This is a genomic window from Polaribacter huanghezhanensis (assembly GCF_030444335.1).
In the GTDB taxonomy this organism is placed as follows: Bacteria; Bacteroidota; Bacteroidia; order Flavobacteriales; family Flavobacteriaceae; genus Polaribacter; species Polaribacter huanghezhanensis.
This window is the reverse complement of sequence record NZ_CP128595.1, coordinates 2,182,066-2,200,364: the sequence shown is the minus strand read 5'-3', so window position 1 is coordinate 2,200,364 and position 18,299 is coordinate 2,182,066. Positions and strand designations below refer to the sequence as shown.

Genomic DNA, 18,299 nt, shown 5'->3' with positions numbered 1-18,299 from the left:
ATGATTGAACCTCAACCCAATAATCCGTTACACGGAATAAAACTTGCCGATATTTTAGAACATTTACATGCCAAATATGGTTGGGAGGAAATGGGAGAAATGATTAATGTAAATTGTTTTCGAAACAATCCAACAATGAAATCGAGTTTAAAGTTTTTAAGAAGAACGCCTTGGGCTAGAGATAAAGTGGAGAAATTGTATTTGCGATCAATAAAGTAATTGATAAAGAAGGCTTTACAGAAATGTGAAGCTTTTTTTTGACTAAAACCTTATGTTTATAAACAGGTTACTTCGTTTTACTGGCTTTGATATTTTGTTTGTCATTCCTGCGAAGGCAGGAATGACAGAATTATAATAAATATTATTTAGAAATAATTTCCAAAACCAATTCTTTCGTCAATGGTTTACCATTGGCTATTTTTTTGATGTTTTCAAACGTAAAAACAAAATCACACCCTGTTTTATATTCAGAACAACCATAAGCAGTTTTCCCTTTTAAAATAGTTCCTTTTTTACATTTTGGGCATGTAATTTTTTCCGACAGAGAAGACTTCTCGACTCCGCTCGAAGGGACAGTTTGTTTTGGTTCTAGCTTGAATTTGAAATTTTCATCAAAACGAATCAAACCTTCAATAGTACCATTTTCTGATTTAAATCCTTTTAAATTGGTGGTAAATTTTTTGTCTAGCAAACGAATGAGTTGATTTTCTGAAATCTTTTTTCCTAAGAATTCAAAAGGTATCAAGAAATCGCACGTTTTATTATATTCAGAACAACCAAATGCTGTTGATCCTTTTAACAACGTTCCGTTATTACACTTTGGACAGGTTTTTCCTGTTACTTCTTTCTTGCTTTTTGGTTTCTTTTTGGGAGACTTCTCGACTGCGCTCGAAGTGACAGCGGATTCGTGTGAGATTCTAATTTTAGAAGTGTTAGAACGCACTTCATAGACCAATTCATCCACCATTTTTTTCATGTTGTTGATGAATGTTCCTGCATTGAATTCTCCACGCTCAATTTCTTTTAAACGCTTTTCCCAGCGCCCAGTTAACTCAGCCGACTTTAAGAGTTCATTGTCTATTAAATCGATGAGTTGAATTCCGGTTTGCGTAGGAATTACCAGCTTTTTTTTACGTTCAATATATTTTCTTCGAAATAACGTTTCTATAATACTTGCTCTTGTTGATGGCCGTCCAATTCCGTTTTCTTTCATGAGCTCACGCATTTCATCATCATCCACTTGTTTACCTGCAGTTTCCATTGCGCGTAGGAGTGAAGCTTCTGTAAAATTCCGTGGTGGTTTGGTTTCTTTTTCTAAAAAAGATGGTTCGTGAGCTCCTTTTTCTCCTTTTACAAATGATGGAAGTACAGAACTATTTGTACTTGTTTTGTCATCTCGAGCGGAGTCGAGAGGTTCGGTCTCAAATACTATTCGCCAACCTTTAGAAATGATTTCTTTTCCTGTAGTTTTAAAAGGAACATCCGCAGCTTTTCCGATTACAGAAGTGTTAGATACATCAGAATCTGGATAAAAAACGGCAATAAACCTTCTGGTGATAATATCATACACTTGCTGTTGATTGTATTGCAAGTTGGTTTGTATTCCGGTTGGAATAATAGCATGGTGATCGGTTACTTTTTTGTCATCAAAAACACGTTTCGATTTCTTTATTTTCTTTCCTAAAAGTGGTTGAGTTAGTTGATTATAATTAGTAAGTTTAGTTAATATTCCTGCAACTTTTGGATAGACATCATTTGGTAAAAAAGTAGTATCTACTCTTGGATAGGTAACTACTTTCATTTCGTATAACTTCTGTACCATTTTTAAGGTTTCATCTGCAGAAAAGCCAAACTTATTATTACAATACACTTGCAACCCTGTTAAATCAAAGAGTTTTGGTGCGTATTCTTTTCCTTTCTTTTTGGTAACGGAAACAATTTCAAATTCAGATTCCTTTACTTTATTTGCTAAAATTGCTCCGTCTTCTTGTTTTAGAAAACGCCCGTCTTCATAATTAAAAAGGGTATTTCTGTACGTAGTTTGTAATTCCCAATAAGGCTGCGGCTTAAAATTCTCAATTTCTTTAAAACGATTGACCAACATTGCTAACGTTGGAGTTTGCACTCTACCAACAGATAGTACTTGTTTGTAACCGCCAAATTTAACGGTGTATAAGCGCGTTGCATTTAATCCTAATAACCAATCTCCGATGGCTCTAGAAAAACCAGCGTAATATAAATTATCATATTTTTCTGAAGACTGTAAATTGTTAAATCCTTCTTTGATTGCTTCTTCTGTAAGAGAAGAAATCCAAAGGCGTTGTACTTTTCCTTTGTAATTACATTGATTGATGACCCAACGCTGAATCAATTCTCCTTCTTGGCCCGCATCCCCACAATTTATGATTACTGTTGCTTTATCAAATAAGGATTTTACAATTTTAAACTGTTTTTGAATTCCGTCATTGCTTGTCACTTTGGTTTCAAACTTTTCGGGCAACATAGGTAAATTGTTCAAATCCCAACTTTTCCAATGCGGTTTGTAATCTTTTGGTTCTAACAATGTACATAAATGACCAAAAGTGTACGTTACTGCATAGCCATTTCCTTCAAAATATCCATCTCGTTTTGTATTGGCACCTAGGATGTTAGCAATTTCTCTTGCTACACTTGGTTTCTCTGCAATACATACTTTCATTTGGTTAGATTTTGAAACTGAAAAGTAATAAAATTATTGGAGATATAAATGATTGTTTTTAATGATATGCAAAAGGAGTTTCGCTACTTATCAACTATTTTTGTTGTGAGAAAAAATTCAAGGAATTTACGATATGAAGTATAAGATAAATGAAGTATATAATCTATCATGTTTACATCATTGATAATAAATTTAATAGTAGCAGTAAGCTGCTTGAAATAAGAATTATATTATTTAATATCTTCCATAATTTTTCAGATGATTTTATGCTCATAAAACTAAAAGTAATTGACAATGCACAAAAAAATATACTAAGTAATGTTGTACTCCATCTGCCATTAAGAAAATCAGGAAAATAATCTTTAAAAATAGCAACTCGTTCTTTTTGTGTTGTACCTAAATCAATAACATAAATCCACAAACCATATATTGAAAAGGGTATAAGCAAAGATATTAAACCTAATAATGTGAATATTTTCGACTGAGTTTGATTTAAATTCTTCATTCGTGTTATTTTTGTTTAACGAAGTTAAATAAAAAAGCCTCCCAAAAGGAAGGCTTCTTAATATTTTACTCAGAATATTATTTATTCATCATCATCTTCATCTGTAGCTTTATCTACTACAATACGTTCTGGTCTATTTGCTATTTCCCAAGCTGTATAGAAAACAAGACGCGCTCTGTTTTCTAACAAGTCATAGTTAATTTTATCTGGAGTATCTGATATTCTGTGATAATCAGCATGTGTTCCATTAAAATAAAAAATGATTGGAATGTTATTTTTCGCAAAGTTATAATGATCTGAACGGTAATAAAAACGATTTGGATCGTTCTCGTCATTATACGTGTAATCTAATTCGATATTTGTGTAGGTTTTATTTACTTGCTCAGAAATATTGTGCAATTCTGTACTTAATTTATCACTACCAATTAAATACACATAATTTCTGTCTCCTTTTCTTTTTGGATCAATACGACCAACCATATCAATATTTAAGTCAGCAACTGTATTTGCTAAAGGAACTAAAGGATCATAATCTGTATAATATCTAGAACCTAATAAACCTTTTTCCTCACCAGTTACATGTAAGAAAATAATAGAACGCTTTGGTCCATGACCTTTATCAGCTGCTTTTTTAAATGCTTCAGCAATTTCTAATAAAGCTACTGTTCCAGAACCATCATCGTCTGCTCCATTATTAATTTCGCCATCTGCACTGATTCCTATATGATCTAAATGCGAAGAAATGATAATGTATTCGTCTGGTTTTTCAGAACCTTTAATCATTGCTGCAACATTTTCAGAAGGATGAGGAACAGAAATACTTTTGTAGTTCATTTCTAGTTTAGTTGCAGCCGTAGCAGTTTTAGTAGATTTGTTAATCTTACTAGCCAAAGCTTTACCCATTTTTTCGTTGATTAAGAAAAAGTACATTTCAGTTTTACCATCTTTTTTTGCTGGTAATGATAAACTTTTACTTCCTCCTTTTTCTTCACGTTGTTTATAGAATTTTGAATAGCGATTAAATAATTCAACATCCATAAAAAACAAAGCTTTAGCCCCATGGTCTTTAGCAGCATTTCTTTTAGAAGAAATTGCTTGACGCCCATTTGACCATTTTGAAGCTTTTTTATCTCCGGTAAGGATATTGTTTCCTGCTTTGTCTTTTGGCTCACCGCCTTTTATAACTACGATTTTTCCTTTTACATCAAGATCTTTATAGTCAGAATATTTTTCATCATCTATTCCATAACCTGCATACACTACTTCAGAAGTAGAAATTGTTCCTGTAGCTGCCGCTGATTGAGAAATAAAATCATCAAAATACTTAAATGATTTTCCGTTTACAGAGATGCTTACTTCTGGAGTTTTTACAATACTTAAAGGAACATTTTGAAAATAATTTCCTTCAATCACAGGTTTAATTCCTAAAGTTTCATAGTATTTTTTAAGATACTCAACAGCTTTCTTCTGTCCTGGTTCTCCAGTTTCACGACCTTCGAATTCATCTGAAGCATACGTGTACAAATGTTCTTTTAACTCATCTTGAGTAATCGTACTCCCGTAAGAGATAATATCCTCTTGGCTTGCTTCTTTTTTACAAGAAAATACTATAAACATTACGCTTAATAGTAATAGTGTTTTTTTCATTTTATCTGATTTTTGATTGTTATAAGTTAGTGATTTGCGATATTACAAAAAAGAACGATGAGGATGCTTTAAAAGCTTGATTTTTAACATTTTTTAACATAATAGTTGTATTTAATTGCAAGAGTCACCAAGTTTTGTAAAACAAATTGAATTAGGAAAGTGTTACAATCTCTTGATTTCTAAGGATGTCGTCAAAAACTTCTCTTTTTCTTATCAAATAATCTTTCCCTTTATAAACCATTACTTCTGCAGGTTTATAACGAGAGTTGTAATTAGAAGCCATCGAAAAACAATATGCCCCAGCATTGTGGAAACACAAAATATCTTCTTCTGTAATTTCGTTAATTCTTCTGTTGTTTCCAAAAGTATCTGTTTCGCAAATATAACCGACAACAGAGTAGTAGCGTTCTCTTCCTTTTAGATTCGAAATATTTGTAATATGATGATATGATTCGTACATCATTGGTCTTACCAAATGATTAAAACCACTATCAACTCCAGCAAAAACAGTAGAAGTTGTTTGTTTGATAACGTTTACTTTTGCTAAAAAGAAACCAGCTTCACTTACCAGAAATTTCCCTGGCTCAAACATTAAGGTCAAGTCTTTTCCGTATTCTTTACAAAAGCCATTGAACCTTTTTGTAAGTTGTCTTCCCAATTGTTCAATATCTGTAGAGATATCTCCTTCTTTATAAGGTACTTTAAATCCACTTCCGAAATCAATAAAATCTAAATTTTTAAATTGTGCTGTAACATCAAACAAAATTTCTGTTGCGCGTAAAAAAGTATCAATATCTAAAATATCAGAACCTGTGTGCATATGAATTCCGTTGATATGCATTCCTGTGTTTTTTACAACACGTTTAATTAAAGGTACTTGATAGACTGAAATCCCGAATTTAGAATCGATATGACCAACAGAAATTTTACTATTTCCACCAGCCATAATATGTGGATTGATGCGTACACAAACTGGAATGTTTGGGTGTTTTTGTCCAAACAGTTCTAAAATAGAAAGGTTGTCAATATTAATTTGAACACCTAAAGCAGCAACTTCTTCAATTTCTTCTAAAGAAACGCCGTTAGGAGTAAAGATGATGTTTTCTGGCAATACACCAGCTGCCAAGCCTAATTGTACTTCTTGAGCAGAAACGGTATCTAAACCAGCACCTAATTGATTAAATACTTTTAAAATACTAATATTAGAAAGTGCTTTTACTGCATAATTAATCTTTACATTTTTAACATCAGAAAATGCATTGGTAATTCTATTGTATTGAGAAGTTATTTTGTCTGTATCATATACATATAATGGACTTCCATATTTCTTTGCTAATTGCAATAAGGTTTTACTATTCATTTCTGTTTTCTAAAATTAAGTTGGTAAATGTAAAAAATAATTACAAACAACTATCCATGATACATAAAATCTAACAACTTCCTTTATTCTGTTATTTAAATCGAACAGCAACTTTCTCTGCAATTTTAACAATTACTTGTGTTGCTTTTAAAATAGATTCTACCGGAACGTATTCGTAACGTCCATGAAAATTATGTCCGCCAGCAAAAATATTTGGACAAGGCAAGCCTTTAAAGGATAATTGAGAACCATCTGTTCCGCCACGAATTGCTTTAATTAATGCTTTAATTCCTAAGTCAATCATAGCTTCTTCAGCAATATCTACAATATGCATTACTGGAATCACCTTTTCCTTCATATTATAATATTGATCTTTTATCTGAACGGAAATCAACTCTTTTCCTAGTTTTTTATTGATTGTATTTGCGATGTTTTCAAAATCTGATTTTCGTTTTAAAAACAATTCCAAGTCATGATCTCTAATAATATATTCTAAGATGGTTTTTTCTACATTCCCGTGCATATCGTGTAAATGGAAAAACCCTTCGTAACCAGTAGTTTCTTGCGGAATTTCATTTTTTGGTAAAGCTGCAATAAACTCATTAGCAATGAGCATAGAATTGATCATTTTTCCTTTTGCATAACCTGGATGAACAATTTTTCCTTCAATAGTTACCACAGCTCCAGCAGCATTAAAATTTTCGTATTCTAATTCCCCAACTTGACTTCCGTCCATGGTATATGCCCATTCTGCACCAAATTTTTCGACATCAAATAAATGCGCACCTTTACCAACTTCTTCATCTGGCGTAAAACAAATTCTGATGTTTCCATGTTTTATTTCTGGATGATTGATGAGATATTCCATTGCAGAAACAATCTCTGTAACACCCGCTTTATCATCTGCACCAAGTAATGTTGTTCCGTCTGTTGTAATAATCGTCTGACCTTTATATTGTAATAAATCTTCGAAATACTCTGGAGAAAGCACGATGTTTTCCTTTTCGTTTAAAACGATGTCTTTTCCGTTGTAATTTTCATGAATCTGTGGATGTACATTTTTCCCTGTAAAATCTGGACTTGTATCAATATGCGCAACAAATCCAATGGTAGGAACGGTATAATCAATATTACTTGGTAAAGTTGCCATAATATAACAATTGTCATCCAGCATAATATCAGACAATCCAATTTCTTGCAATTCTTCAACAAGCAGTTTTGCTAAATCCCATTGTTTTTCTGTGCTTGGAAAAGCAGGATTCTTTGGGTCAGATTCGGTATCTATTTTTACATAACTTATAAATCTGTTGATAATTTTCTCTCTGTTCATCTTCTTATATTGTTATAATTCTAGGGTGTTTATCAAGTGTATGGCTTTACAAAGTCGATTGTTGATGTGTGTATCTCCATAAATTTCTGTTTTGATGTGGTAAGAATTTATGGCATTTTTATGGATAAAAATATTTACTATTTGATACGAAAAATTTTGTTTTTCACCTTTAGAAACAGCATAGAAAGCATTGTTTTTTAAAAATAGAAATTTCTTTTTTTTCGTATTGATAAGCTGTTGTATTGAATCGTTTTGTGAAATTATTTTTTCAAATGCTACATCAAATGTATATGCGCTTTTAATGTGTGTGATATCAATTAAAACAGTTTCTGTTAATTGTTTGGTGGTGTCTGCAAAATAGATGGATGATTGCAAATCGTTGTAAAAGAAATTGGTTTTCCAATGTGTTGGAATTTGAACACTAAATGTTTTTTTAATATCTGTATTTTGCTCAAAATCACCACTAAATTTAGTGTTTGAACAAGAAAATTCTTTTGCTAAATTAGATTTATTACAAGAAGAAAAAATCAAACAGCATAATAAAAGTGTAAAAAGAGATTTCATTATACTAATGGCGAAGTTATTTTAAAACCAATTTTCCAATTTTCTGATGACCAGACAACCAAGCGGTATTTTTATCAACAAAATCAATTGCGTAATAACCATCTTTACTAATGTCTTTCCAAGTTATTCCTCCATCATTAGAAAAAGAAACACCCGTTTTTCCAACAGCAATAACTTCTTTTCCTTTTGTGCCAGGAATGTATTTTACACAACTTTTATAATTTGGTGCTTGTCCGTCTGCTACTAAAGTCCATGTTTTTCCGCCGTCGGTTGTAATTGCTTTGTTTGCTTTGTTTTCATTTGGTTTAGAGAAATCTCCACCTACAATTATTCCGTTATTTTTATCATAAAAATCTACAGAATAAATTCCTTGTGGCCCGTTACCTTGAATCATCGGAGTTTCTATAACTTCCCAAGTTTTACCTTTATCAGTAGATTTTAAAACTCTAGCTTTTGTTCCGCCAGTAACTACCCAAATATTTTTTTTATAAAAAGCGATGTTGGTATTGCTTGCTGCAAAAGAAGCTTCGCCTTCATTTACTTCTGGCAAATTAGCACAATCAATTTTTCTCCAAGTTTTGCCGCCATCATTTGTCATAATAATAGATGTACAACCATCAATTGGATCTCCAATCGCAATGCCGGTTTTATCATCTAAAAAAGTCATGGCATCGTAAAATACTTTTTCGTGTTCTTCTTTATACACTACTTTTTTTTCTCCAGATTGAATTTTAAATAACAACGCAGGATTTTCTACCGACAATGCAAATACGGCAGAAGATGTTTTTGCCAAACTTCTAAAATGTGGCACAATAGAATCTTGATATTTTAAGTGTTCAATATTCCAGGTTTTACCGCCATCATCAGTTAAACCAATATCTCCACGAGAACCAGCAAACAATACTTCATTTGCATTTACAGCAATAATTGCTCTAATGCTTGTGCTGTCAATATCAAATTTTTGGATTGAAACAGTCTCAAAATTTCTTGGTACATGTTCTTGTTTGCAAGAAAGGCCAATGACTGCCAAACAAAATAAAAGGGAAATTTTTTTCATTTTTTCATTTTTTAAACGACTAAATTACAATATTGCTTTGTTTAATTGTAAATTGACAACAAATTTTTTGCGAACTATTAATATTGATTTTTAATGAGTACTAATAAAAAAGCTTTAGTAATTTCTGGTGGTGGTAGCAAAGGAGCATTTGCTGGTGGTGTTGCGCAATATTTAATGGAAGAAGAAAAGCGTATTTACGATATTTTTATAGGTACTTCTACGGGTAGCTTAATGGTTTCTCATCTGGCATTAGGCAAAATAGATGAATTAAAAACTCTTTATACGAATGTAAATCAGCAAACCATTTTTAGCAACAATCCTTTTATTATAAAAAAGAAATATGGAGAAAATGTGATCGCCATCAATCATTTAAATACACTTTGGAATATCATTAACGGTAGAAAAACATTTGGAGAAAGTAAAAATCTTAGAAAACTCATCAAAAACAATATTACCGAAGAAGTGTTTCTAAAAATTATTGAAAACGAAAAAGAAGTTGTGGTTACGGTGTCTAATTTATCTACAAACGAAGTAGAATATAAAACACTAAGAGAATGTACGTATAATGATTTTTGTGATTGGGTTTGGGCTTCGTGCAACTACATTCCGTTTATGAGTTTGTTAGAAAAAAATGGTTGTCAATATGCCGATGGCGGATTTGGTTGTTTGGTGCCAATTAGAGAAGCAATTATACGTGGAGCAACAGAAGTAGATGCCATTATTTTAGAAACAGAAGTAACTCAAATCAATAGAATGAAATCTAAAAATCCTTTTTCTTTATTGTTTGATACTTTCGATTTTATGTTAGAACATGTAGAGCGACATAATATTACGATTGGTAAATTAACCGCAAAACAAAACAATGTAAAACTAAATTTATATTATACACCTTCAGTATTAACAACAAATTCTTTAATATTTGATAAAAAATTAATGCGAAAGTGGTGGCAATCTGGTTTTAACTATGCGAAATTAAAAGATGAAAATTTAATGAATGAATTTAGACCAGATTTAAAAACTTAATTCGTATTCGGTAAATTTTGTTTAATAAAAATGCCCGCATCAATAATTCGCTGATTGCGAACAGAATTGTATAAAAGAGCTAAATTATTTGGGTTGCATATTCCAGGAGGATTTGGAGGAGATCCATTTATAAATTGTAGAACTTCATTTAAAATTGGATCAGAAGTTTCTCCTAAAGCACCTAGATTTAAAGTATTTTCTTCATCACAAATTCTTAAGTCTGGGGTAAATCCATCAGCATAAGTTACCTTATCATTGTTTAAAAATTCTAACACAATTGGTTGCACAGCTACCGTATGATTTACGCTTTTACCAATAGAATTATAATCTATAGAATTATATAAAGTAATTGATCCAGTATTATTCCCGGCTGTTGTATTGCTGTTTATAATATGCACATTGATATAACTTTTTAAACTATTGATTAATAATTCTACAGAAGAAGAACTTCCGTTTAAAATAATATAGATATCTGTTAATTCTAAACTGTTAATTGGAGTTGTATTGTTTATTTTATTTGTAAATTTTGTTATTAAAGAATCTGGTTGATTCAACTCAAACCAAGCTTGTGCTTTGCTATTCCAACGATTTTTTGCAAAAGGTTGATCTGTAAATTGCCCGGTAATCATACTCGCAATTTGATTGATGTTTTGAACAAAACTTCCGCCGCCAACATTGTAACGAAGATCTAAAATCAACTCATTAACTCCTTGATTTTTAAATTGTAAAAAGGTAGTATTTAAGTCGTTGATGTAATTGCTAGAAAAATCGTTGTTGTACAGTAAATACCCAATTTTGTTTCCTCCACTTGCAATATTTTTTGATATAAAAACAGGGTTATGTGTGTAAGCGGTTTTTGTCAATGAAATTTTTGTTCCGTTTGGCGTAACCGTTGTTCCATCAAAAGTTGCCATGCTTAATTCATAAGAAGTTGCTGCTGCTTCTAATAAAGAGTTAAAATTGTCTCTTGTTAATTGCACATTATCTACTGCGTAGAAAAAATCACTTCTTTTAATAGACAAGGTTGATGCGTTTGAGTTTGGTAAAATATATTGCACAAAACCAATCACATTATCTGTATTTCCTGGCTCGGCAACAATTCCATATTCAACTCCATGAGTAAATGAAGTTCTTCTATTTGGTTGCTGAATTAAATTGTAATCGTTAAGTAAAACGGATTTGTTATCTGTGTTTGGTCTGTCGTATACTACATTTAAAAATAATTCATTTGGCGAGGCAAATCCTCTTAAATAACTATTTAATACTGGCTGATTGTTGAATCGTCTGTCTGCTAAATCCGGAATTTGATCTTGATATAAATAATAGGCATTCATAGCTTTCCAAACAAAATCATTGATTTCTACATCCGCAGGAATTGTATCCTCTTTGGTACAATTGTATAAAGCAAGAGAGACACCTACTAAGAGTAGAACTTTATAGAGGTTTTTCATTAATCCAGCATTTATAAAAGTGATTGTTTATGTAATGCGATTTAGAGAATTATAGTACATTTAAAAAATAGATGTAACAAAATTAATTATGCATCGTCATAAAGGTGTAGAAGTAATTAAAAGAACCGTTTTTACAGAACAATTATAACAAATTAATGAATCAATCAGACTTTTTAAAATCTGTTTTACCCTTTAAAGACAAAGTCTTTCGTTTGGCCAAAAGGCTATTGGTATCTACTGAAGAAGCAGAAGATGCAACGCAAGAATTGTATTTTAAATTATGGAAGAATAGAACCAAAATAGCTGAATATAAAAATATTGAAGCCTTTGCAATGACAATGACTAAAAATTATTGTTTTGATAGATTAAAATCTAAACAAGCATCAAACTTAACATTGGTTCATAGTAATTATAAAGAAAAAGATACTTCTTTAGATAAAAAAATGGAGTATCGAGATAGTGTTAGCCAAGTACATAGGCTTATTGAGAAGTTGCCAGAACAGCAAAAGTTAGTGATTCAATTAAGAGACGTTGAAGAGTACGATTTTGAAGAGATCGGGAAAATGTTAGAGTTAAAACCAACAGCCGTTAGAGTAGCGTTATCAAGAGCAAGAAAAACAATAAGAGAAGAACTAATAAAACAACACAATTATGGAATTATCTAAAATAGAACAGTTGTTAGAAAAATATCTAAATGCAGAAACTACTTTGCAAGAAGAAGCAACCTTAAAAAACTATTTTTTATCAGGTAATGTAGCTTCACATTTGCAAGAATATGAATCAATGTTTAGTTATTTTGCCATCAATAAAGCAGAAACATCTACAAAACCAATCCAATTAAAAACTAAAAAAACGAATTGGAAATGGTTGTCAGTAGCTGCATCAGTAGTTTTATTATTCAGTGTGTATATGGGTAATGAAATTCATAAAGAACAAAAAGCGAAAGTACAATATGCGCAAGTTAAGGATGTCTTAGAAATGCTATCATCAAATTTAAACAAAGGAAATGAAGCTGTAGCAAGTTTGTATACCTACGAAGACACCGTAAATAAAATATTAAAAGCCAAGTAAAATTAAAATAATTAGTAAACCAAGTAAACACAAGAAATCATGAAAAAAATAATCGTATTAATAGCATTAGTAATAGCACCAGCAGTAACTTTTGGGCAATCTATGTTTGATAAATTAGAAAATATGGATGAAGTATCTTCTTTTATCATCAATAAAGATGCATTCCAATTACTACAAAAATTCAATCCAGACATGTCTGGAGATAATGAAGCTGTAGAAGTGTTTAAAATGATCCAAAACTTAAAAGAGTTAAAAGTTTTTAAAACAAGCAATGCGAATGTTGCAAAAACAATGGAAACTATGGTAACTTCTGCAGTTAAAAAATCGAACTTAACAGAGTTGATGAGAATGAAAGACAAAGACGCTAGAGTTAAAATTTATGTAAAAACAAATGGTAAAAAAGATTATGTTAGTGAAGTATTAATGTATGTAAACGGAGTTAGTAGAGTTACTGAGGGTAATGCAGAGTCTGTAATTGTTTCTTTAACAGGAATGATAGACATTAATAAATTATCAAGCTTAGCAGATAAATTTGCTCATGATGGAAAGAAATCCTAATCATTTAGGTGTACAAAAAAATTGCTATAAAAAATCACTAAAAACAAAACCAATGAAAAAAATAACAACAGTAGTCGTAGCTTTTATTTTAGCATTCTCATTTACATCTTGTAATGATGAATCTTTGCAAAGCTATTTAGTTAAAAGTCAAGAAAAATCTGGATTTATCACTTTTGATGTACCAGCAAGTATTTTACAAATAAAGTCTGATAATGTTTCTGAAGAAACAAAAGCAACTTTAAAAAGCATTAAAAAAATTAATGTAGTTGCTGTTCCGTTTAAAGACAATGCGACAGAAGTTGAAGCAGAAAGAGCACAATTAGATAAGATTTTTAAAGGGAAAGAGTATAAAAGTATCATGCGTTTTACTGAAAAGAATATTAAAGTGAGTTTGTATTATACCGGTGAAGCAGACGCAATTGACGAGTTAATTGCTTTTGGATACGGTGCAAAACAAGGAGTTGGAGTTGCAAGAATTTTAGGAGACAATATGGATCCTTCTAAAATAATGAAAATGATGAATGATGTAAAGTTTGATGCAGACGGAATCAACTTAGATCAGTTTAAAATGTTGTTTAAATAAGAAAATCGAAAAATTTTATGGAAAAGCCCAGAATCTACCTTTAGATTTTGGGCTTTTCTTTTTAACGAGCCATTAACAAGGATGCGCCTTAAATTTCTTACTTTTGAGAACTTAATAAGAATCATTATTTATGAAGTTTCAAAAACTCACTTTTATAATTTGTATCTTTTTTATTGCTGTGGTTTCTGCGCAAACTATAGCTCCGCAATCTATTTACAGAAAAGAAAAAGATAAAGTACATGAATTGCAACACACAAAACTTGTTGTTTCTTTAGATTTTAAGAAGAAAGAATTAAATGGTGAAGCTTGGCTCACATTAAAACCTTATTTCTACGCAACAAATAAAGTTACGTTAGATGCAAAAGCGATGCTTATTCATAGCATCCAATTAAAGAATAAAGATGTTGGTTACAATTACGATGGAGAAAAAATTATTGTAGAACTGCCTCGAGCATACACCAAAGACGAAAGCTTTATCTTAGACATAAAATACACAGCAAGACCAGAAAAAGTACAGCAAAAAGGAAGTGCAGCAATCACAGAAGCAAAAGGATTGTATTTTATCAATGCTGATGGATTGGATACATCAAAACCAACACAGGTTTGGACACAAGGAGAAACTGAGGCAAGTAGTTGTTGGTTTCCAACGATTGATAGTCCAAATCAAAAAACTTCGCAAGAATTAACAATTACAGTTCCTAATAAATTTAAAACCTTATCAAACGGAACCTTAGAAAAACAAACTAACAACGCCAACGGAACAAGAACAGATTATTGGAATTTTAAACGAAAACATGCACCGTATTTATTCTTTTTAGGAGTTGGCGAATATGAAATTATTAAAGATTCTTATAAAATGATTCCTGTTGAATATTATGTAGAAAAAAAATACGCTCCGTATGCAAAAGATATTTTTGGTTTAACTCCAGAAATGATGGCTTTTTTCTCAAAAATTACAGGCGTAGAATATCCTTGGAGTAAATTTAGTCAGATTGTTGGACGAGATTATGTAAGTGGTGCCATGGAAAATACAACTGCTGTGGTTCATGGAGAAAAAGCATATCAAATGCCAGGGCAATTGATTGATGAAAACGTACAAGAAAACACCATTGCACACGAATTATTTCATCATTGGTTTGGCGATTTGGTTACCGCAGAAAGTTGGAGTAATATAACGTTAAACGAATCGTTTGCAAATTATAGCGAATATTTGTGGAGAGAACATAAATACGGAAAAGACGATGCAAATGCACATTTATTAGAAGATGTAGAAGCATACAAACAAGGGAAAAATTTCGACAAAGACTTGGTGCGTTATTTTTATAAAGACAAAGAAGATCTATTTGATACTGTAAGCTATAATAAAGGTGGAGCCATATTACACATGTTAAAGAATTATGTTGGTGATGACGCTTTCTTTGCCAGTTTAAAACTCTATTTAACAGAAAACAAATACAAATCAGCAGAGGTCGCTCAATTGCGTTTGGCATTCGAAAAAGTTACAGGAAAAGATTTAAATTGGTTTTTTAATCAATGGTATTTTTCTAATGGACATCCAAAAATTCAAGTTTCGTACGATTATAACACATTAGAGAAAAGAGTTGCTGTTAATATTCTTCAAACAGAAGGAGATTTTAAATTCCCGTTGGCAATCGATATTGTAGAAAATGGTAAAGTAACTCGAAAAAATGTTTTTGTTGATGGTAAAGATGCCTCGTTTGTTTTTTCATATTCTAAAACACCCGAAAACATTCTTGTCAATGCAGATGGCGTTTTATTAGCAGATTTTACAGAAGCAAAAACAACGAGTCAATATATAAGTCAGTTGAAATACACCACAGATTACGGACATAAAAAGGAAGCTATTTTGGCAATTGTAAAGTTGCAAAGTGATAAAAAAGTTTTTGAAGCAATAGCAAGCGCCTTAGACGATCCCTTTTACAAGATCAGAATTTTGGCAATAGAGAACATCGATTTGTTTGATAAGTCTTCTAAAAGAGCTGTCATTGATAAAATTAAAAAAATTGCTTTACAGGATGAAAAAACATTGGTAAGAGCAGCAGCAATAGAAACATTGGGGAAATTAACTGAACCAGGAAATTTACCGCTTTTTGAAGAAGCATTAAAAAGCAAATCGTACAGTGTTTTAGGAAAAACCTTGGTTGCTATTTATTATATTGATAAAGCGGCAGCAATTAAGCTGTCAAAAGAATTGCCTAATGATGTTCGGAAAATTATAGCAACGCCTTTAACAAGAATATTTATTGAAGAAAATGATGAAACAGAACTAGAATTTATTGCACAAAATGTTTTATCTGGCATGTTTTTAAATAATGATAACCGAGTTCAGGGGCTGTATAAAAGAGCCTACGATAAAATTTCGAAAAGCAATAGTACAAAGGCAATTCAGAATTTAGTTGATGATATTGTTGCTAAAGGAATTCAGTTTAAGCAATTTAATTTTGATAAAACTGCCATAAATTTATTACAACAAATGGTTGAAACTCAAAAAAACAGTGGTGTTTCTAACAGAAACAAGCACATACTCATTATTAGAACTGGCTTGGCGAAGTTAGTAAACTAAGAAGTATTCTTCACAATTCATATAAAAAGCCTTTAGAATATCTAAAGGCTTTATTTTTTGTATTCTTCAAAAGTTCCATCAGTATAAAAAAGAACAATTCGTTGTATTTTCTTTTCGGTATCAGAATTGATTATTTTTTTTTCCTCAAAAGGAAGAGTAGGAACGTGGCTACTTTGTTTTTCAGCTATTTCTATTTCTTTAGGAAAAGTTCCTTTACCATTTAGTAGCCAATAAATATCTACATCTTTAAAAGTAGTGGTCACTTTTAAGATAAAATCTAAGCTTGGTTTGTTTCTCCCAGAAATAATATGAGAGATGCTAGAGCGCTGCACTTCTATTTTATCTGCGAATAACGAAGCTGTTAAATGATGATATTCCATCACTTTTTGTAGTCTAGTTGTAAAATCACTTGTGTTTACCATTGTAAATTAAAAATCATATTACAAATGTAAAACAAATGAATTGAATAACCTTCAATTCATTTGTAATATTTCTAAGCTTGTATTTTATATGTGAAGTATAAGTTTATATAAATATATTTAATTAACTGTATTTAAGTTAATTGAGTGTTAATTATAGAATATATTTATATTGATAATACTGCGATTCAATTATGTAAAACAACAAGTAGCTTTTGTTTGAATGTAAATTACAATTGTATCAATAAAAACGAAATACTTAGATTACAATTGTAACATTCAGTCAGTTTACTTTTGTAAATAAATATGGAAGAAGCTCAATTCGAATTTGTATTTTTGTCAGATACTTTTATCATGGAAATTTTAAATCCACATATTTTAGAAACAATTTATAGTTCTAAAAAAGAAACGACTCTTTTTGGAAAATGGATTCATGATGCACATATTTCTCCGTTGTTATCAAAATTATCAGAGAAACATACAGTAGCAACAATTGGATCTTCAGAAAATAACATCCCTATTCAAAGTGTACAATTTGGTTCTGGAGCAAAAAAGATACTTATTTGGACACAAATGCACGGAAATGAAAGTACTGGAACAAAAGTAGTGTTCGATTTATTTAATTGCACCACAAGTTCTACAAATCCTATTTTTAAAGAGATTTTAAAGGAATGTACTATTTTGTGTATTCCAATGTTAAATCCAGACGGATCGTTAAACTACACACGTGAAAATGCAAAAAATATAGATTTAAATAGAGATGCAGTAGATCAAAAAGCCATAGAAAGCAAGTTATTGCGAGGTGTTTTAGAAAGTTTTCAACCAGATTATTGTTTCAACCTACACGATCAAAGAACCATTTTTGGAGTAGAAGGCACTAAAAACCCAGCAACTATTTCTTTTTTAGCGCCATCCGAAGAAGCAACCAGAAAGCTAACAGAAGGTAGAAAACGTACTATGAACGTAATTGTGGCAATGAATGCGTTATTACAAAAAGTAATTCCGAATCACGTTGGTAGATACACTGATACCTTTTATCCAACGGCAACAGGAGATAACTTTCAGAAATTAGGATTCAATACCATCTTGATAGAAGCAGGACATTTCCCTGATGATTACGAGAGAGAAGAAACACGTAAATTCAACTTTTATGCACTTGTTCAAGGAATATATCATATCGCTACAGCAGCTGATTATAAAGAGTATTTACCGTACTTTGAGATTCCAAATAATCAAGAAAACTTTTTTGATATCATAGAGAAAAAAGCCAACTCAACAGAAGGAAAAGGCTATTTATTTGTGGATAAAATTATAGACAATGCTCTTTTTACGGAGATTGTATTAGAAAAGGAAGGCGACCTAAGTAATTATTTAGGACATGCAGTAAAATCTTAATTTTATGTATTTTTTCTAGTATTATTGTTATTACTTTAAATATAATTCATATTT

17 protein-coding genes are annotated in these 18,299 nt (G+C 31.1%); 8 read left to right on the top strand and 9 right to left on the bottom strand.

The window, feature by feature from the left end; translation table 11 throughout:
* Positions 1–219 carry a VF530 family protein gene (locus KCTC32516_RS10335; RefSeq protein WP_301400349.1) on the top strand — a complete coding sequence of 73 codons (219 nt, stop codon included), beginning with the start codon at positions 1–3 and terminating at the stop codon, positions 217–219.
* A gap of 142 nt (positions 220–361) precedes the next feature.
* Here the strand turns inward: KCTC32516_RS10335 and KCTC32516_RS10330 are convergent, their stop codons facing one another.
* From KCTC32516_RS10330 to KCTC32516_RS10300, 7 genes are all read right to left on the bottom strand, one after another.
* Positions 362–2,698 (bottom strand): type IA DNA topoisomerase, encoded by a 2,337-nt coding sequence (locus KCTC32516_RS10330; protein WP_301400348.1) that lies wholly within the window; start codon positions 2,696–2,698, stop codon positions 362–364.
* A 172-nt stretch (positions 2,699–2,870) separates the two neighbouring features.
* Positions 2,871–3,203 (bottom strand): hypothetical protein, encoded by a 333-nt coding sequence (locus KCTC32516_RS10325; protein WP_301400347.1) that lies wholly within the window; start codon positions 3,201–3,203, stop codon positions 2,871–2,873.
* Between the two features lie 81 nt (positions 3,204–3,284).
* On the bottom strand, positions 3,285–4,850 hold the full coding sequence (locus KCTC32516_RS10320; RefSeq protein WP_301400346.1) for a M28 family peptidase: 1,566 nt from the start codon (positions 4,848–4,850) through the stop codon (positions 3,285–3,287).
* A 151-nt stretch (positions 4,851–5,001) separates the two neighbouring features.
* Positions 5,002–6,210 carry a diaminopimelate decarboxylase gene (lysA, locus tag KCTC32516_RS10315; protein ID WP_301400345.1) on the bottom strand — a complete coding sequence of 403 codons (1,209 nt, stop codon included), beginning with the start codon at positions 6,208–6,210 and terminating at the stop codon, positions 5,002–5,004.
* A 91-nt stretch (positions 6,211–6,301) separates the two neighbouring features.
* Positions 6,302–7,540: a peptidase T gene (gene pepT / locus KCTC32516_RS10310; protein ID WP_301400344.1), complete on the bottom strand. Its 1,239-nt coding sequence runs from the start codon at positions 7,538–7,540 to the stop codon at positions 6,302–6,304.
* Positions 7,541–7,552: 12 nt separating this feature from the next.
* Positions 7,553–8,104 (bottom strand): hypothetical protein, encoded by a 552-nt coding sequence (locus KCTC32516_RS10305; RefSeq protein WP_301400343.1) that lies wholly within the window; start codon positions 8,102–8,104, stop codon positions 7,553–7,555.
* Between the two features lie 16 nt (positions 8,105–8,120).
* The gene (locus tag KCTC32516_RS10300; protein WP_301400342.1) at positions 8,121–9,161 is read right to left on the bottom strand and encodes a WD40/YVTN/BNR-like repeat-containing protein; all 1,041 of its coding nucleotides are present in this window, start codon (positions 9,159–9,161) and stop codon (positions 8,121–8,123) included.
* 93 nt (positions 9,162–9,254) lie between these two features.
* Between KCTC32516_RS10300 and KCTC32516_RS10295 the strand changes: the two genes are divergently transcribed.
* Positions 9,255–10,184: a patatin-like phospholipase family protein gene (locus KCTC32516_RS10295; protein WP_301400341.1), complete on the top strand. Its 930-nt coding sequence runs from the start codon at positions 9,255–9,257 to the stop codon at positions 10,182–10,184.
* On the opposite strand, the gene KCTC32516_RS10290 is transcribed toward KCTC32516_RS10295, so the two are convergent.
* Complete coding sequence (locus KCTC32516_RS10290; RefSeq protein ID WP_301400339.1) at positions 10,181–11,635, bottom strand: S41 family peptidase; 1,455 nt, start codon at positions 11,633–11,635, stop codon at positions 10,181–10,183. The genes KCTC32516_RS10295 and KCTC32516_RS10290 overlap by 4 nt on opposite strands.
* A 155-nt stretch (positions 11,636–11,790) precedes the next feature.
* On the opposite strand from KCTC32516_RS10290, the gene KCTC32516_RS10285 reads away from it, so the two are divergent.
* The 5 genes from KCTC32516_RS10285 to KCTC32516_RS10265 all read left to right on the top strand — a co-directional run bounded on the left by KCTC32516_RS10285 (position 11,791) and on the right by KCTC32516_RS10265 (position 16,431).
* The gene (locus KCTC32516_RS10285) at positions 11,791–12,300 is read left to right on the top strand and encodes a GFO_1088 family ECF-type sigma factor (RefSeq protein WP_301400338.1); all 510 of its coding nucleotides are present in this window, start codon (positions 11,791–11,793) and stop codon (positions 12,298–12,300) included.
* Positions 12,287–12,706: a PG0215 family putative anti-sigma factor gene (locus tag KCTC32516_RS10280; protein ID WP_301400337.1), complete on the top strand. Its 420-nt coding sequence runs from the start codon at positions 12,287–12,289 to the stop codon at positions 12,704–12,706. The genes KCTC32516_RS10285 and KCTC32516_RS10280 overlap by 14 nt, the downstream gene beginning before the upstream one ends.
* Before the next feature lie 39 nt (positions 12,707–12,745).
* The gene (locus KCTC32516_RS10275) at positions 12,746–13,264 is read left to right on the top strand and encodes a GFO_1090 family protein (protein ID WP_301400336.1); all 519 of its coding nucleotides are present in this window, start codon (positions 12,746–12,748) and stop codon (positions 13,262–13,264) included.
* Positions 13,265–13,316: 52 nt separating this feature from the next.
* The gene (locus KCTC32516_RS10270) at positions 13,317–13,847 is read left to right on the top strand and encodes a GFO_1091 family lipoprotein (RefSeq protein WP_301400335.1); all 531 of its coding nucleotides are present in this window, start codon (positions 13,317–13,319) and stop codon (positions 13,845–13,847) included.
* Positions 13,848–13,977: 130 nt separating this feature from the next.
* Entirely contained in the window at positions 13,978–16,431 is a 2,454-nt protein-coding gene (locus KCTC32516_RS10265; protein ID WP_301400333.1) for a M1 family metallopeptidase, read from the top strand.
* 50 nt (positions 16,432–16,481) lie between these two features.
* On the opposite strand, the gene KCTC32516_RS10260 is transcribed toward KCTC32516_RS10265, so the two are convergent.
* Complete coding sequence (locus KCTC32516_RS10260; RefSeq protein WP_301400331.1) at positions 16,482–16,853, bottom strand: helix-turn-helix domain-containing protein; 372 nt, start codon at positions 16,851–16,853, stop codon at positions 16,482–16,484.
* Positions 16,854–17,156: 303 nt separating this feature from the next.
* Between KCTC32516_RS10260 and KCTC32516_RS10255 the strand changes: the two genes are divergently transcribed.
* Complete coding sequence (locus KCTC32516_RS10255; RefSeq protein WP_301400330.1) at positions 17,157–18,245, top strand: M14 family zinc carboxypeptidase; 1,089 nt, start codon at positions 17,157–17,159, stop codon at positions 18,243–18,245.
* The last annotated feature ends 54 nt before the right edge of the window (positions 18,246–18,299 follow it).

Excerpts from the sequence above, each read along its gene's own strand:
- lysA (WP_301400345.1), bottom strand. The coding sequence starts at position 6,210 with ATGAATAGTAAAACCTTATTGCAATTAGCAAAGAAATATGGAAGTCCA.
- KCTC32516_RS10295 (WP_301400341.1), top strand. The coding sequence starts at position 9,255 with ATGAGTACTAATAAAAAAGCTTTAGTAATTTCTGGTGGTGGTAGCAAA.
- KCTC32516_RS10330 (WP_301400348.1), bottom strand. The coding sequence starts at position 2,698 with ATGAAAGTATGTATTGCAGAGAAACCAAGTGTAGCAAGAGAAATTGCT.
- KCTC32516_RS10320 (WP_301400346.1), bottom strand. The coding sequence starts at position 4,850 with ATGAAAAAAACACTATTACTATTAAGCGTAATGTTTATAGTATTTTCT.
- KCTC32516_RS10305 (WP_301400343.1), bottom strand. The coding sequence starts at position 8,104 with ATGAAATCTCTTTTTACACTTTTATTATGCTGTTTGATTTTTTCTTCT.
- KCTC32516_RS10290 (WP_301400339.1), bottom strand. The coding sequence starts at position 11,635 with ATGAAAAACCTCTATAAAGTTCTACTCTTAGTAGGTGTCTCTCTTGCT.
- KCTC32516_RS10260 (WP_301400331.1), bottom strand. The coding sequence starts at position 16,853 with ATGGTAAACACAAGTGATTTTACAACTAGACTACAAAAAGTGATGGAA.
- KCTC32516_RS10270 (WP_301400335.1), top strand. The coding sequence starts at position 13,317 with ATGAAAAAAATAACAACAGTAGTCGTAGCTTTTATTTTAGCATTCTCA.
- KCTC32516_RS10285 (WP_301400338.1), top strand. The coding sequence starts at position 11,791 with ATGAATCAATCAGACTTTTTAAAATCTGTTTTACCCTTTAAAGACAAA.
- KCTC32516_RS10255 (WP_301400330.1), top strand. The coding sequence starts at position 17,157 with ATGGAAGAAGCTCAATTCGAATTTGTATTTTTGTCAGATACTTTTATC.
- KCTC32516_RS10325 (WP_301400347.1), bottom strand. The coding sequence starts at position 3,203 with ATGAAGAATTTAAATCAAACTCAGTCGAAAATATTCACATTATTAGGT.
- KCTC32516_RS10265 (WP_301400333.1), top strand. The coding sequence starts at position 13,978 with ATGAAGTTTCAAAAACTCACTTTTATAATTTGTATCTTTTTTATTGCT.
- KCTC32516_RS10335 (WP_301400349.1), top strand. The coding sequence starts at position 1 with ATGATTGAACCTCAACCCAATAATCCGTTACACGGAATAAAACTTGCC.
- KCTC32516_RS10275 (WP_301400336.1), top strand. The coding sequence starts at position 12,746 with ATGAAAAAAATAATCGTATTAATAGCATTAGTAATAGCACCAGCAGTA.
- KCTC32516_RS10300 (WP_301400342.1), bottom strand. The coding sequence starts at position 9,161 with ATGAAAAAAATTTCCCTTTTATTTTGTTTGGCAGTCATTGGCCTTTCT.
- KCTC32516_RS10280 (WP_301400337.1), top strand. The coding sequence starts at position 12,287 with ATGGAATTATCTAAAATAGAACAGTTGTTAGAAAAATATCTAAATGCA.
- pepT (WP_301400344.1), bottom strand. The coding sequence starts at position 7,540 with ATGAACAGAGAGAAAATTATCAACAGATTTATAAGTTATGTAAAAATA.